The sequence below is a fragment of the Cryobacterium gelidum genome, from assembly GCF_004403985.1.
Classification (GTDB): domain Bacteria; phylum Actinomycetota; class Actinomycetes; order Actinomycetales; family Microbacteriaceae; genus Cryobacterium; species Cryobacterium gelidum.
Genome location: NZ_SOHL01000015.1, coordinates 358,175 through 373,018 on the forward strand (window position 1 = coordinate 358,175; position 14,844 = coordinate 373,018).

Here is a 14,844-nt window from a genome sequence, read left to right on the forward strand (position 1 = left end):
CGACGTTGCATACCGATTCCTGCTGTTCGTTGAATTACCTGGCGTCCCGCCCCCGGGCAGCTGACTCGATCAGGTTGTCTCCTGCGACAGCCTTCTCGGATGTTACGGCTTCGGTCCAGGCGCTGGTCGTGGCGACCGCAGCCCAGTTGGAGTTCAGGACGGCCATGATCGTCTCGTGCACGCGCTTTGCCGGCGCAGAACCGGCGGAGTTCACAATATCGATGGCTCCGGTTGCATCCGACAGCACCTCAACGGTGAATCCGAGGGGTTCGGCAGCGGCGGCGGAACCGATAACGCAGTTGTTCGTCATGTAGCCCACGATGGTGATGGTGTCGATCCCGCGCTCGCGCAACCATTCCTCGAGGCCAGTGCCCGCGAAGATGCTGGCGAATGACTTCGTGAAGCGATGGGACGCCTTGTCGGCGCGCTTCGCGATCTCGGGGCGCAATTCGAAGGTCGACGACTCCGGCGCGAAGACCGGGAACCCCGCGGGAGATTGATGTTGCCCAACGACGACCGGAATGCCGGCCTGTTCAGCAACGTCCATCGCCTCGGCAATACGAGTGAGTGACTCATCCCGTGCGGGGTATTGGATCGGCAGCAGTCCTTCGAAATATTCCTGTTGGGCGTCGATGACGATCAGGGCGCGGCGGGGTGAGGACATGGGATCTCCCTTGGTTGATGTGGTGGGATGGGGCTTCCGGCGGATGGGGTGCGGTGCTTTCGGTGAGGACCGCTTTCTGGTCGGCCCCGGCGTAGTTATACGACGATGTTATGCCGCCGGTGGTGGCGGTGGTCATCTGCTGGAACCCGTTATACGCATACGTCGCCGTGGGGGTGGCAGTGAGGTTTCCGGTGCCGTCATAGGCGTACCCGCCAACAAAGAAGCTCTCGTCGTGGCCTACGTAGAACAGGAACTAGACGGCTGGATCAGAAACGCCCACGCCCTGGACGATCCGCTCGCGCCGCAACCGTCGCACATTTCACTTTTTTACAGGTCACCCCTCCATGACGAAATCGGCCAAAATCGTGGCTACAACCACTCAAACAGACGTTTTCGAGGGCCTCCGCTCACCGTCGAGCCTGCCGGCCACAAGACTTCTACCCACCGGAGACATCCGGTCGACCGCCCAAGCAGGAGATGAACCGTGAGCGACCAGATCACCGAGCTGTCAGCATCCGCGCTTGCTTTGGCCATTCGCCGACGCGAGGTCTCGGCCAACGAAGCCCTCGACGCGCATCTCACCCAGATCGACCGGATTAACCCTCGCATCAACGCTATCGTCACCCAAGACCGTGAAGCGGCCCGCCGCCTCGCGGTGGCCGCTGACGCACGCACCCTGAGCGGCGACGATCTGCCTCCCCTGCACGGCGTGCCGATGACGCATAAGGACACTCACGTGACCGCCGGCCTGCGCACAACCTTCGGATCGCCCCTATTCGCCGACCACGTGCCCGACCACGACGATCTGATTATCGAACGGTTCAAGGCCGCCGGTGTCGTCACCACCGGTAAATCCAACGTGCCGGAGTTCGCAGCCGGGTCACACACCTTCAACGAGGTTTTCGGAACGACCACCAACCCGTATGGTCCCTCTCTCAGCGCGGGCGGCAGTAGCGGAGGGGCCGCCGCCGCTCTGGCCGCACGCATCCAGTCCATTAGCGACGGCAGTGACATGGGCGGATCTTTGCGCATCCCCGCCTCTTTCTGCAATGTGGTGGGATTCCGGCCGTCGCTCGGCGTGATCCCCGTGCAGCCGAGCCGCAACGCCTGGAGCTGGCTCTCTCGCAGCGGTCCGCTGGCCCGGGAGGTGACCGACATCGCCCTGGCCATGTCGGTGCTGGCCGGACCAGACGCCGTCACACCGTACCCCAACCCGGTGCCGGCACGCCGGTTTCTTGAGCCGCTGCAGCGCGATCTCACAGGGCTCGTCATAGGCTGGTCCGACGATTTCGGTCTGGGCATTCCGGTGCAGAGAGAGGTGCTGCGCGTGCTGCATCAGCAGTTGCAGGTGTTCGAAGACCTCGGCGCGACGGTGGAGCAGGCGGCCCCTGATCTGCGTGACGCCGACGAGGTGTTCAGCACAGTGCGCGCGTTCGACTTTGCCTTGTCCTACGGCGATCTTGTGGCTCGGCACGGCGACAAAATTAAACCAGAGGTGCGCTGGAATGTGCAGCGCGGCCTTGCTCTGAACGGAGCCGACGTCGTCTCGGCCGCGCTGGCCCGCACCCGGTTAGCGCAGAAGACCCGCATCTTCTTCGACCGCTACGACGTTTTCGCGAGCCCGGCTGCTCAGTTGCTTCCCTTCGATGCCGCCCTGCGGTTTCCGACCGAGATCGACAGCGTGCCGTTTGAGAACTATCTCGAGTGGATGCGCTCCGCCTGCGTCGTTTCTGCGACCGGGCTTCCCGCGCTTTGCGTGCCAGCGGGATTCAGCGAGTCCGGTCTGCCGGTCGGATTGCAGCTGGTTATGGACCACGGGCAGGACGTCGAGTTGCTGCGGGTGGGCTACTGTTTCGAACAGGCCACCCGTTATGCGTGGCAGGCGCCCGATCTGCGGGACACAGGTAGCTGAGATGCGTCGTAGGCGTTCAGATTCGCGCGGGCTGCAGCACTCGTCCGCCTCGTTTGAAAGCCTCGAGCAGCAGACTGACGTCAATCGATTTGGTGTGAGCAACCCAGGGCGCGGACGTCACGCAGGCATAGAGGGCGGCTTGGTCCTTCGCGGTGACATTCGCTACGATCTGGTAGTCGCCGGCGACCGCGGCTGCGTACCTCACCAGCGGCGAGGCCGCGAGCTCTCGGCCGACCGCCTCGACGTTCTTCGGGGCGCTGCGGATCCACAAAAACGCTTCGACGGGAAGGCCGACACTCGCCGGTTCAACGACCGCCCGAATGTAAACATGGTTGTTCTGCAGCAGCCATTCCGTGCGGCGGCGGGCCGTGGCGTTGGACACCCCAGTCAGGCGGGCCAACCGTTCGCAGGACACCCGCCCGTCTTGGCAAAGCGCGTCCACGATCTCGTTGTCGACCCGGCTCAGCCGCTGCGGCTCCTGCAGACTCCACGTGTCCGTCGTTACTCCGGCCCGCAGGGCATCCGCTTCGACCTCCGTCAGCAAGTCAGGCTGCCAGCCGCGGATCGTGCGGAAGTAGCGCATCACGGGGTAGCTGACTGCGCGCACCAAGCCGACCGTGCCGGGGATCTCGTCCGTGAGCAGCGCCGGCATCAGCTCGGCCTCGGTCAGCACTTCGACGACACAGTCCACGCCGCCGGTCATCGTGTACGAGAAGGTCGAATCCCGACGCTGCGCCAGTGCGTTCGCGGTCGCGCGAGTGGTGCCCGGCGCGGTCTGCACGCGGATGATCACCGAGGTGGATTGCGGGCGGAGTCCGGCAACCTGTACCAGCCGAGCTTCGATCAGTTCACTGCCCCGGCGGGCGACAGTGCGCTCCGGTTCGCCGAGCACGTCGGCGATTTGGCTCCAAGAGCTGCGCCCGTCGAACTGCAGCGCGGCCGCGATCCGCCGCTCCAAGGGATCCAGTAGCCGCACAATCCGCCCTTGCTCATCTGCCGTTCCTTGAAAATACAAGGATTTCCTTAGCGCCGAACCTATCATCACGCACTGCCCCACCCGCATTCCAGCACTGGAGCATTTATGATTACGTCCCGACCCGGTGACCCTGGCTCAACCGACATCCTGGCCATCGCCAACCTGCCAATCCTGTGGATCTTGGCTGTCGGCGTGTTCGCCGCCATCATCCTGCAAACGGTCGTGTACATACGTGCGGCCCGGATCGCCGCGCCGGCGGCCGGCATCAGCTCGGCCGAACTGAAAACCTCTTTCCGCGCCGGCGCCGTGGCCGCGATTGGCCCCTCCCTCGCGGTAGTGCTCGTCAGCGTGGCCCTGCTCAGCCTGTTCGGAACCCCGGCTGTGCTGGTGCGCGTCGGTTTGGTCGGGTCGGCTGCCACCGAGACTGCCTCGGCCAGTATTGCCGCCACCACCATGGGAGCCGCCCTTGGCGACGCGAGCTACACCCAGAGCGTGTTCGCCGTCGCATTTATGGCGATGAGCCTCTCCGGCGCCATGTGGATGATCGCCACCCTGGTGCTGACCCCGCTGCTCAGACGCGGCGACTCTCGGCTGCGCAGCGTGAACCCCGCCCTGATGGCCATCATTCCCGCTGCTGCGCTCCTCGGAGCGTTCGCGAGCCTCGGTATCGGAGAGCTCGGCAAGACTCCCGTGCACATCCTGACCGTTCTCACCTCGGCCGCGGTGATGGGGATGTGCCTGTTTGTTGCCCACCGTTTCAACGTGGCCTGGCTGCGCGAATGGGGGCTTGGCTGCTCCATCGTGATCGGCCTCATCGTCGCCTACAGCCTCCACACCACCGGCCTCATGCCGGGCGCCTGACCCAACCTCCAGAAAGGCCAGCATGTCCTCCACAACAGTGATCTCCACGCCGTCCGCCGATTTGGCGACCTTCGACCGCACGACGAGCCGTTGGGGTCGGCTCACCATGATCGCCGCACTGGTCATGTCGCTCGCCGCGCCGCTCTACCTGGTGCTGTTCGCCGACCTTGGCATCACGCAGACACAGGTCTGGATCGCCTTTCTGGCCGTTGCCGCGGTGTTCTCGGTGCTGTGGGTGGTCGAACCGATCACCTACTACCCGATCCTTGGTCCGGCGGCGATGTACCAGGCGTTCATGATCGGTAACATCGCCAACAAGCTGCTTCCCTCTGCACTGGTCGCCCAGGCGGCCATCGGCGCCAAGGCTGGCACCAAGCGCGGCGAATTCTCAGCCCTGATGGCCATTTGCGGCGCCGCGATGGTGCACGTGTTCTTCATGCTGGTGTTCGTCGGCCTGCTCGGCTCCTGGCTCGTCACCATCGTGCCAGCCGACGTCACCGACGTCGCGCGCCTGTATATCTTCCCCAGCATCATCGGCGGGGTCATCGTGCAGCTCGTGGTGTCCTTGAAACAACCTCGCGTGACGCTTATCGCCATCGCCACAGCCGGGTTCGTCTTCTTCGTGCTCGTGCCCGCCATCCCCGCCATCGCAAACCTCGCCACTGGAATTACCGTCGTCACCACCGCCGTGCTGGCCTGGTTCCTACGCCGCAAGCCCCGTTCCGACTCCACGAAAGAGATCTCATGACCGTGACCCTACTTCCGACTGATGACACCACGACCCGCACGATGCAGGAGCTGTACCGGCACCTGCACGCGCATCCGGAACTGTCAATGCAGGAGACCGAGACCTGTGCGTTCCTCACCCGGCGCCTTGAGGACCTCGGGCTCGAGACCTTCCGCTGCGGCGGGACCGGCGTCGTCGGTATCCTGCGCAACGGTGCCGGTCCCACGGTCGCCTACCGCGCCGACACCGACGGCCTGCCGATCCAGGAAGAGACTGGACTCGACTACGCGAGCACTGCCCGCGGCACCCTGGCCGACGGCACCGACGTGCCTATGATGCACGGATGTGGCCACGACACTCACATGACAGTCGCACTGACACTGGCCGAGCATCTCGTCACCCACCCGACCGCTTGGGCAGGCACCGTGGTGTTCATCTTCCAACCCGGGGAAGAGACCGGGGCGGGAGCGGTAGCCATGCTCGCCGATGGACTGTGGGACCGCGCCCCCCGCCCCCAGATCGTCTACGGCCAGCACGTATGGCCCGGCCTTGCCGGCACCGTCGACATCAGCAGCGGCGTGGCGATGGCCATGGCCGATTCCTGGAAGGTGACCGTGCACGGCCGTCAGGCCCACGGCTCCCAGCCCGACCAGTCGATCGACCCGATCGTGCTCGGTGCTCACATGGTTGTGCGTCTGCAGACCGTGGTGTCGCGAGAGGTGCACCCGATGAAGGCCGCCGTGGTCACGGTCGGCACCTTCCACGGCGGACTCAAGGAAAACATCATCCCCGCCACTGCCGAGTTCACCGTCAACGTGCGCACCTTTGACGTCGAGGTGCGCACCCGCGTACTGGACTCGCTGCGCCGCATCATCGCGGCCGAAGCACAGGCATCCGGAGCCCCCGATCCGATGATCGAGGTGCTTTCCACATTTCCCCGCTGCTACAACGACCCGGCGGCGACCCAACAGCTGATCGATGAGCTCGGCGGCGCCCTCGGAACGAACTGCGTCATTGAGGTGCCGCCGGTGATGGGCAGTGAGGACTTCGGACTGCTCGCCGAGGCCATCGGCGTGCCCTCGGTGTATTGGATGTTCGGCGGCTATTCCCAGCAGACCATCGACGCAACCAAATCCGTCGCCGGCAACCACTCCCCGCATTTCGCCCCCGACTCCGAGCCGGCCTTGGCAGCCGGGCTCACCGCAGCCCTCACCGCCATCCTGTCGCGGGTCGGCACGCCGGGCGGCGCTGCATGAACACCTCAACAGCCCGACTCTCGGTGAACGGACCCCGGCTGGTCGCTGACCTCAAGGCCCTCGGCCGCATCGGCCGCGGGCCGGGCGGTGGCCTGGATCGCACTTCCTTCTCGGCAGCGGACGGCGAGGCCCGCGCATGGCTGCTTGGGCGCTGCGCCGAGGCCGGTCTCAGCGCGGAAGCGGACGGCATCGGCAACATCGTCGTATCGCCCGACTACGATGCCCGGACCGCGGCCCAGCCCGCCGTGTGCTCCGGGTCGCACATCGACACCGTGCCAAACGGGGGCGCCTTCGACGGGGCGCTCGGCGTGCTCGCCGCGCTGGAATGCCTGCGCCGCATCCAAGAGGAACGCCCAGCCCTGGACCGACCAGTGCGGGCGGTCATGTTCACAGACGAGGAGGGCAACTACGCCCACCTGTTCGGGTCGAGCGCACTCGCGCGAGGATTTTCCCGTACCGAACTGGAGTCACTCACCGGTCGGGACGGTGACCGGTTCGCCGACACATTCGCAGCCGCCGGCGGAGACCTCGACGCGGCCACGGCGACAAAGCAGGACCCCGCCACGCTGCACGCCACGGTGGAGCTGCACATCGAGCAGGGACCGACGCTCGAGCAGCTCGGGCACGACATCGGCGTGGTCACCGGCATCGTGGCGCTCGGCGGCGGCGTGGTGTCGTTTCGGGGCCGGGCCGACCATGCCGGGACCACCCCGATGGACCAGCGCCGCGACGCCCTCACTGCCGCCGGCGCGCTGCTCGTGGCATTGCCCGAAGTGGCTTCAAGCGTTAGCGAGCGTGCCGTCGTCACCTCGGGAATTGTGACGGTCGAGCCGGGAAGCGCCAACGTGATCCCTGGGCTGGCCCGGGTTACGGTGGATTTTCGGGAAGCGGAGACGGATCTGGTGGACGCCCTGCAGACGGCCATCCTGGATGTGGCCCGGGAGATTGCCCTGCGCTACGGGGTAGCAGTGCAGTTCGATTTTGAGGTCACGATCCCGCCGGTTCGGCTCGACGCCAGCATTCAGGCGACCATCGCGGCCGCGGCCGCGGCGCGTGGGTTGTTGTACAGCTCGCTGCCGTCCGGGGCCGGCCATGACTCGCAGAACATGGCCCAGCTGGCGCCGACGGGCATGATCTTCGTGCCGAGCATCGATGGACGCAGCCACTGTCCGGAGGAGAACACTGCCTGGATCGACGTGGAGAACGGCGCGAACGTGCTGCTCGATACCCTGCTGAGCCTTGCCCACGATTGACGGTTTCGCCCCGCCGGCAGCACCGGCACCGTCCGTGATTGGGGTGTAGCTGCTGGACATTCCAGCCGCCACCCCAAACGACCCGCGCGCCCAGATCTACAACTCAGACTTTATCCAGTCGGTACGCATCCACCCGGGGCTGCCACCATCGACGATGGAAACTTCGTGGGTGGGAACGACCCAGCGATAAACGATCTAACCACCTGGACCGCTGTCGATCAGCGACAACTAAGCCTTCTTGCGGGGGAGGTAGTCGACGGTCGTAAGACGCCAGACGGGCCGTCTCCAAGAACGCGACTGTCAGCCGCTGACGGATCCCGCCCTCGCCACTCTCCCGCAGAAGGGTCCCATTCGGGCACGGCGCTTCGTGTTCGATTCACTCGTATGCCCGGTCATCGTCCGGTTTCAGGGCACTCCAGCTCGGACGGTGCCGTGAGCTGCTTGAGCTGCGTGAGCTGCGTAGGCATGCACTTCGGACAGATGACCGCAAAAGAACTATTTGGAGGTTAGGTGTTGTGTGGCATATCGTGTGGGCATGCCGGATGCCACCAATCCCTACGATCTCGATGGCCTCCGGGCCTTAGCTCACCCCTTGCGGCTGCGTTTGCTTTCGCTTCTGACCGCCGAGGCCCTCAGTGCCACGGAGGCGGCGCGTGTCTTGGGTGAAAGCCAAGCGAACGTGAGCTACCACCTGCGTCGGTTGGCTCAGGCGGGACTCGTGCAGCTTGTCGAGGAGACGAATATTCGTGGCGGGACCGCCAAGCGCTACCGACATGACCCCGCGAGCGGCGAAGCGCTCGGTTCGGGCCGCGTCGACGAACACCAGGCTCTGATGAGTTCCCTCGCCGCAGAGCTGATGGCCCGCAGCGCGCGTTACCTGTCGGGATCAGAATTCACGTTCACCGAGGCGGAGGTCACCGTCTCCCGTGAGGCATGGGAGCGTATCCGCGACATGTCACGCGAGATCGGGAAACTTATCCACGATGAGGCTGTGCCCTCCGCCACGCCAGAAGGCGTCCGGATGAGTGCCACCCTCGCAGTGTTCGAGGTCGTGAACCATGACACCACCCGCGAACATGAGTAGTGGCTACTTCGAGGTCCTGCGCACGACCGGCGTGCTGAGGGTCTTTGTTCCCGCGCTCCTCGGGCGACTCTCGTTCGCCATGGTGACCCTCGTGCTGCTCTTCGCGGTGCAGCGGAGCACGGATTCCTTCGCGGTCGCCGGCGCGGCCACGGGGGCTTTTGGGCTCGCGAACGTGATCGCTTCCCCGTACCGCGCACGGTTCGTCGACCGGCGCGGACAGCGGTTCGCACTCAACTCGCTAGCCATCGCCTTCGCTGCCGGTCTTGGCGGCATTGCTGCGCTGACAGCCCAGCCCGACCCTTCGTCCGGGGCGCTCGTTGCACTGGCGGCCATTGTCGGGTTGTTCCCGCCACCGCTCGGCGCCTCGATGCGTGTGGTTTGGGGTTCGCTGACCTCGCCGGGAGCGCTGCGGACGAAGGCGTACAGCATCGATGCGGTCTGTGAGGAATTACTGTTCACGACGGGGCCATTGATCGCGGCGGCCATTCTCAGTGCGGCATCGCCGGCGGTGGGACTTCTTGCTATTGCCACGGTGGCGCTGGCCGGAACCCTCGGCATGACAAGCAGCTCGCTGTCGCGACAGCACGTTGCCGTCACCGCTTCCCCCGGGAAGAGTTCACGGCCGTTACGACAGAGCGGGTTCGTCGCAGTGTTGATCGCGCTACTCGGCGTGGGAGTCGTTCTCGGTACCGTGGAAGTGGTCGCTCCCGCAATCGCCGACAGACAGGGATCGGTCGGCCTGGCCGGCATCCTTCTCGCCTCTTTCGCAGCCGGAAGCGCAGTCGGAGGCCTGCTCTACGGCCAGCGAACCTGGAGGAGCTCGCTCGTAAAACGACTACTCATCTCGGTCACAGTCATGACCGCGCTGTGCGCACTTCTCACGACAATTGAGTTTGTCGTGGTCCTCGGCTGCGGACTCGCTGCGGTGGGCTTTTTCCTGGCTCCATCGCTCGTGACCGGCTACCTACTCGCGGACGACCTCACCGCTACAGAGGTGCGCACCGAGGCATCGAGCTGGATCAATACGGCAGTCAACGCTGGCGCCGCCGTTGCCGCCGTCATGGTGGGGTTCGCCATGGACGCCATAGAGCCCCGTCTTGGATTCATCATCGGTGCAGCAGTGGCCCTCATCCTCCTGATCACCGCAACCGTGCCGCTAATCAGAAACTCCAAAGCCGCGCCCGTCGCGGATCAATTGCAATCGGCGTCGATAAAACGCGCCCCCCGCTGAAGGCAACCGCAACCGCAACCGCAATGGCGAGTGTGCGTATGCCGGTCCCCTTGGGGAGTTTGCCTCACGGGCCCAAGGGACGGTGCAGAAAAATCGTTGAAAACGACAACCTGCTGGGGGTCCCGGAGTGTCATGCGAATTACCGAACGCCGCACCACCGGAGCGCCGGATATTCGACGAGGGCAGCCCATCGGTCGTTCGTGAGGGCGTAGTCGACCATGCCTTGGCCGGAACCGGTAATCGGGCCACTAGTCCCCTCGCCGCGAGTACCTAGATAAGTCAGGCAGATGCGACTCATGACCGCGCGAGATCCTGCGTTGACAGTCATGGCTTCGGCGAAGATTTGCGTCAGCCCCAAGTCGTCGAAGCCGTAAGCGAGCAATGCGGCGGCACCTTCAGAAGCCAATCCTTGGCGCCAGAAATCCGGCAGCAGTCGATACCCCAGTTCTGCCTGTCCTCGCTCATCCTCGTCCGCCGGTGCGAGGAGCCAACCGCCCTGACCGTGCGCGGGCAACAGAAACGCCCCGCGGCAGCCACGAAAACTACCCGCTCATGGTCAATAGGAATGTCTCGAAGAGGGTGCGGCGTGCGGGCGTTCGTGAGCCAGTCGCGAGCCCGACCCTCCAATACAGTGAGGGCATGTCCCACAACGTTGTCCTGATCCGCTCAGCTGAGCTTTCCGACGTGGCGCAGTATGCCTACGCGGCAACAGCTCCTGCTGAGGCGCGCCTCATCTTCCTGACCGGCGCCTGCCCGCTCAGCCTGGATGGCAGCACTGCGGCAGTCGGAGACTATTCAGCGCAGGCCGGCAAGGCGATGGAGAACCTTGTTCTTGCTTTGAAAGCAGCAGGAGCTCGACTCGAGGACGTCCTGAGCACACGAGTTCTCGTCGCATCCTCCAACCGGAGCGACCTCGTCGAGGCTTGGGCAGTCGTCCGCGAGGCCTTCGGAACGCATGACGTACCGAGCACACTTCTGGGTGTCACAGTCCTCGGCTGCCCGGATCAGCTCGTTGAAATCGAAGCCGTCGCGGCAGTGATGGACTGACCAGGCGTCCACCGAGGGTTCCGCCCCCCTGCCGTTCGAACCCTCGACGGTGTACACGTGTTCCATGCTGATCAACGATGTCGCTGCGGCCGACAGCGTCCCCTCATGACGAGGGTCGTTCGGAAATAACCTCTATTGATTCCTTGAGCGGCCGCACCTGCGACGTGGGTCCTTGCTCGAAGTGGGGCACGGCCTGTAGCTTTCGGATATGACGACCGGTCGCGTAACACCGACAGGGAACGGCCGCCTGTCCTCGTGGGCCGTGGCATCGATGAGCGCTTACTTGGCGGCAGTAGCCGGGCTCGCGGCGACGGTGTCCGTGATGCGTGCCTCGGGGGTGGGTGCTGGGACCGGAGCATCCGAAGCGCTGATTTTGTTGATGGTCGTGCTGACGTTGCCGCTGTCTACTGCGCACTATGTCGTCGGTGCACTGGGCTCTTCGCACGGGTCGGGGCCGGGAGAATTTGCTATCGGAGCGCTGTCCGTGAATGCAGCGCTGAATTACTTGGGGTTCTTCCTCCTGGCTGTGATCAATACTGCCGTGTTCAGATGGTAGTCCTCGGCACTCGCCGACGGAAGGCGGCCGCTCAATCCGACTCGTGACGGTCAACCAAGGCGTTAGGGCGCGCGGAGCCCTCGCGAAGCAGCGGCCGGGCCAAGACAATCCCGCTAATCACGCCGGCGAGGGCAACCGGGAAAGCCACCAAGGCGCTGAGTTGGGGAAATAGGGAATTTTCGAACAGGAGAGACAGCCCGCCTGCAAGGACGGCGGGGGCGGCCACAAGGATGCACGCCCAGATCGGAGTGTGCATCCATTGCGCCCAGCCCGCTGCCGTGATGAGTGCGACCGAACCAGCAAGGATAAGGAGCCTTCCGACGCGCGCGTCCTCGAGAGCCTCGCCGGTCGGCTCGAAGTACCAGGTTTGGTTGAGGCCAATCCCAATTAAGGCGAGTCCGACGACGCTGAGCGCAGACTAGGAAACGAGGACTGCAACCCAGAGCAAGAGGCGGACCCACCGGACTGTCATGGCTCCACTTATGTTTCCCCAACGTGTGTTTGTGTGGCTGTTTGGACACTACTGTGGTGAATCTTCCGGCCGCGCCGCCCCGTTCGGGGCGGAACGCTCTGTGACATTGGTTGAGGTTCTGCCGATCAGGGTAACGAATGCGATTCAGAGCGATACGTCGCTCCGAGTCGCTCGTCGAGCCCCCTCGGCAGATCGATCTCGGCCGTGCTTGCGGCCCTGACCTAGGGTGGACGCATGGACGCTGACATCAATTTCTACTTCGACCCGGTCTGCCCCTTCGCCTGGATGACCAGCAAGTGGGTGCGGCAAGTGCAAAAGCAGCGCGACTACACCGTGGACTGGCGGTTCATCTCGTTGCGTCTGATCAATGCCCAGGTCGACTACGACGCGCACTTCCCTCCCGAGTACGAGGCCGGTCACACCGCCGGGCTCCGGCTCCTGCGGGTAGCCGCCCGGACGCGAGCGGAGCACGGCTGCGAGGCGATAGCGCCGCTGTACGCCGCCTTCGGGGCCCACATCTTCGACACTGCCCCCGGCCCAGACGACCATCGGACCGAGGGCGAGGTGCGTGAGCTCCGCGGGACGCGTGAGTTCGTGGAGCCGATCCTCGCCGAGGCGGGCCTGCCGCTCGAGCTGGCGGAAGCTCTCGATGACGAGTCATGGGACCTGGAGATCCAGCAGGAGACAGACGAGGCGCTCTCACTGACGGGAAAAGACGTGGGCACGCCCATCATCCACTTTGAGCCGCCCGCCGGTGCGGCCTTCTTCGGGCCGGTGATCAGCCGGCTGCCCCACGAGGACTCAGCGGTCGAGTTGTGGGATCACGTGGTCGGACTGGCCCGCTTCCCGGGATTTGCCGAGCTCAAACGCAGCCTGCGCGAGCAGCCACAGCTGGCCGCGTTCGGAGTCGACGCGGACACGGTCGGAAAGCAGGAGGACTGGCACGGCGGCAGTCGGCGGCAGAAGAAATGACCCCGTTCGCTAGAGTAAAAGCATGAGTGAGACACGCATCCTCAGTCACCAGGAGTCCATCATCGTCGAGGCGTCGGCCGCGTTTCTCTACGATCTGCTCTCCGACATCACCCGTACCGGCGAGTGGAGCCCGGTCTGCACGTCGTGCTGGTGGGACGACGAGGCCGAGGCCGGCCGGGTCGGTGCCTGGTTCACCGGGCACAACGAGCTCCCACACCGGACCTGGCAGACCCGGTCCGAGGTGGTGACGGCAGAGCATGGTCGCGAGTTCGCCTGGGTGGTGGGCGGCAGCTTCGTGCGCTGGGGCTTCAGCTTCACCGCCGCGGAGACCGGGATCATGCTCACCGAGTCCTGGGAGTTCTTGCCGGACGGGATCGCCATGTTCGAGGAGAAGTTCGGCGAAGAGGCGCACGCTCAGATCGCCGACCGCACCCAGCAGGCCCTCGATGGCATCCCGAAAACCCTCGCCGCGATCAAGCGGATCGCCGAAGTCTCCAGCCACGCAGGGGAGCAGGCCCAGCCATAACCGGGCCGCTCGTCCTCGTTTATGCTGTGTGTGTTTCCGCTACGTGCGATGCTGACCCAGCACGGAGATGACGGCGTAGGTCAGGACGGCGCCACGAGGCAATCTTCCAGTCGAGCGTGGATATATGTGCCATTCGATAGTGGCGGGCACCATATATCTGCAGAAGCTTCAGGCCGAAACGGTCCGCAAGATGCAGACCTATGAGTCGGTGCCGTCGCCATTCTCCGGGGCCCCGACGGGACTCGCAAGTGCCGTCGAAGCCCGGGTAGAAGCGCCCGCCCGGAACTGCACCTGCGCCATCGACCCGATCACCTGCGAGCTGATCGTGCCTCCCGGCGCCACCAACGCACCCGTAGCCGGTCAGCAACTGTTCAGCCTGCTCAAAGACTGTAAGCACTCGATTATTGAGAAGTACCTGAAGTCCGCGCGCCGCTTCGGGTCGGAAGTCTGCGGCATCGAGTTCATCGAAGCCGCAGACGGCCGAGTGCTCACCTACGACGTGAACACCAAATGCGAGCTACAACGCGGTCGATGCAACGTTGGAATCAAGATACCGGAATCTTCTGCGTCGCAAGCGAGAGGGATCTATTGGCGGGAGATTTCTTCGCGGGAGAAGTACGCAGAGTTGAGCGGCTCAGTCGGGAAGTACTGGTTGCCCTCGACCGAAATGGTTTCATCCGACTCTGCCAGCACGACATCATTCCAGACTGCTTGATACAAGCTCTGCTGCCTGCGCGTTTTGTGCGTTAACGCCCGCAATTGCTTCGAGTGCAGGTGGCCCACCCGGCTCGGTTTCAGAACCGGGAACGTACACAGCGCACGCCCGAGAACGTGAGCATGACCTTGGGTGTGCGCCGCTGTGCTCAGTCAGATGTCGTTGGCAGTTTCAAACATTGAGACTTGGGGGGCGCTGGCTTGCAATGACCCCAGGTCGGTCGCACCCGCACCCGAGCGCCACTCACGGTAGGCCGCTTCAGCGTCGGCCGACGCCCATCTCTCCAGCACGATCATGTGGGCGGGATCTTCACAATCAAGCAACACGTCGACGCCCAGACATCCGTCAAATGCTCGGGTCCCGGCGAGGATGTCTCGCAGCATGGCTGGCGCACCGAGAACGGCGTCCGGTTTCAGGTGAAGGTCAAGAAGAACTGTCAGGGCCATGGGAACTCCACTTCGTATCAGGGGGCGAGGGTCGGGCGTGGTGCTTAGAAGTTGAGGATCTGGTAGCCCTCGACGGCGAGAGAACGGATACTTGCTTCGCCCTTGTACTCCGTGAGCAGCGGCCACCCGCCGGCCTCGACAGCGTC

Annotated in this window: 16 protein-coding genes; 11 read left to right on the forward strand and 5 right to left on the reverse strand. The window is 64.5% G+C overall.

What is annotated here, in order from left to right:
- Positions 1–34: 34 nt before the first annotated feature.
- Positions 35–664 carry a cysteine hydrolase family protein gene (locus tag E3T50_RS10165; RefSeq protein ID WP_134551711.1) on the reverse strand — a complete coding sequence of 210 codons (630 nt, stop codon included), beginning with the start codon at positions 662–664 and terminating at the stop codon, positions 35–37.
- A gap of 484 nt (positions 665–1,148) precedes the next feature.
- Between E3T50_RS10165 and E3T50_RS10170 the strand changes: the two genes are divergently transcribed.
- Positions 1,149–2,576 carry an amidase gene (locus E3T50_RS10170; RefSeq protein WP_134551712.1) on the forward strand — a complete coding sequence of 476 codons (1,428 nt, stop codon included), beginning with the start codon at positions 1,149–1,151 and terminating at the stop codon, positions 2,574–2,576.
- Positions 2,577–2,592: 16 nt separating this feature from the next.
- On the opposite strand, the gene E3T50_RS10175 is transcribed toward E3T50_RS10170, so the two are convergent.
- On the reverse strand, positions 2,593–3,552 hold the full coding sequence (locus E3T50_RS10175; protein ID WP_134458411.1) for an Lrp/AsnC family transcriptional regulator: 960 nt from the start codon (positions 3,550–3,552) through the stop codon (positions 2,593–2,595).
- 105 nt (positions 3,553–3,657) lie between these two features.
- Here E3T50_RS10175 and E3T50_RS10180 point away from each other — a divergent pair, with 105 nt between their 5' ends.
- From E3T50_RS10180 to E3T50_RS10205, 6 genes are all read left to right on the forward strand, one after another.
- Entirely contained in the window at positions 3,658–4,413 is a 756-nt protein-coding gene (locus tag E3T50_RS10180) for a DUF5058 family protein (protein WP_134458409.1), read from the forward strand.
- Positions 4,414–4,435: 22 nt separating this feature from the next.
- On the forward strand, positions 4,436–5,161 hold the full coding sequence (locus E3T50_RS10185; protein WP_134551713.1) for a hypothetical protein: 726 nt from the start codon (positions 4,436–4,438) through the stop codon (positions 5,159–5,161).
- Entirely contained in the window at positions 5,158–6,396 is a 1,239-nt protein-coding gene (locus E3T50_RS10190) for an amidohydrolase (RefSeq protein ID WP_134551714.1), read from the forward strand. Before E3T50_RS10185 ends, E3T50_RS10190 begins: the two co-directional genes overlap by 4 nt.
- The gene (locus E3T50_RS10195) at positions 6,393–7,649 is read left to right on the forward strand and encodes a Zn-dependent hydrolase (RefSeq protein ID WP_134551715.1); all 1,257 of its coding nucleotides are present in this window, start codon (positions 6,393–6,395) and stop codon (positions 7,647–7,649) included. Before E3T50_RS10190 ends, E3T50_RS10195 begins: the two co-directional genes overlap by 4 nt.
- A 535-nt stretch (positions 7,650–8,184) precedes the next feature.
- On the forward strand, positions 8,185–8,733 hold the full coding sequence (locus E3T50_RS10200) for a winged helix-turn-helix domain-containing protein (protein WP_134551716.1): 549 nt from the start codon (positions 8,185–8,187) through the stop codon (positions 8,731–8,733).
- Complete coding sequence (locus E3T50_RS10205; protein ID WP_134551717.1) at positions 8,708–9,964, forward strand: MFS transporter; 1,257 nt, start codon at positions 8,708–8,710, stop codon at positions 9,962–9,964. Before E3T50_RS10200 ends, E3T50_RS10205 begins: the two co-directional genes overlap by 26 nt.
- A gap of 139 nt (positions 9,965–10,103) precedes the next feature.
- On the opposite strand, the gene E3T50_RS10210 is transcribed toward E3T50_RS10205, so the two are convergent.
- The gene (locus E3T50_RS10210; protein WP_166784270.1) at positions 10,104–10,478 is read right to left on the reverse strand and encodes a GNAT family N-acetyltransferase; all 375 of its coding nucleotides are present in this window, start codon (positions 10,476–10,478) and stop codon (positions 10,104–10,106) included.
- Positions 10,479–10,603: 125 nt separating this feature from the next.
- On the opposite strand from E3T50_RS10210, the gene E3T50_RS10215 reads away from it, so the two are divergent.
- From E3T50_RS10215 to E3T50_RS10230, 4 genes are all read left to right on the forward strand, one after another.
- Positions 10,604–11,011, forward strand: a complete 408-nt coding sequence (locus E3T50_RS10215; protein WP_134551719.1) for a RidA family protein — start codon at positions 10,604–10,606, stop codon at positions 11,009–11,011.
- A gap of 208 nt (positions 11,012–11,219) precedes the next feature.
- Complete coding sequence (locus E3T50_RS10220) at positions 11,220–11,567, forward strand: hypothetical protein (protein WP_134551720.1); 348 nt, start codon at positions 11,220–11,222, stop codon at positions 11,565–11,567.
- 706 nt (positions 11,568–12,273) lie between these two features.
- Positions 12,274–13,011 (forward strand): mycothiol-dependent nitroreductase Rv2466c family protein, encoded by a 738-nt coding sequence (locus E3T50_RS10225; protein WP_134551721.1) that lies wholly within the window; start codon positions 12,274–12,276, stop codon positions 13,009–13,011.
- A gap of 22 nt (positions 13,012–13,033) precedes the next feature.
- Positions 13,034–13,537, forward strand: a complete 504-nt coding sequence (locus E3T50_RS10230) for an SRPBCC family protein (protein WP_134551722.1) — start codon at positions 13,034–13,036, stop codon at positions 13,535–13,537.
- Between the two features lie 585 nt (positions 13,538–14,122).
- Here E3T50_RS10230 and E3T50_RS16855 read toward each other — a convergent pair.
- Both E3T50_RS16855 and E3T50_RS10240 read right to left on the reverse strand, forming a co-directional pair.
- Complete coding sequence (locus E3T50_RS16855) at positions 14,123–14,320, reverse strand: DUF427 domain-containing protein (protein ID WP_338145355.1); 198 nt, start codon at positions 14,318–14,320, stop codon at positions 14,123–14,125.
- 84 nt (positions 14,321–14,404) lie between these two features.
- Positions 14,405–14,698, reverse strand: coding sequence for a putative quinol monooxygenase (locus E3T50_RS10240; protein ID WP_134551724.1), 294 nt, complete (start codon positions 14,696–14,698; stop codon positions 14,405–14,407).
- Between the last annotated feature and the right edge of the window lie 146 nt (positions 14,699–14,844).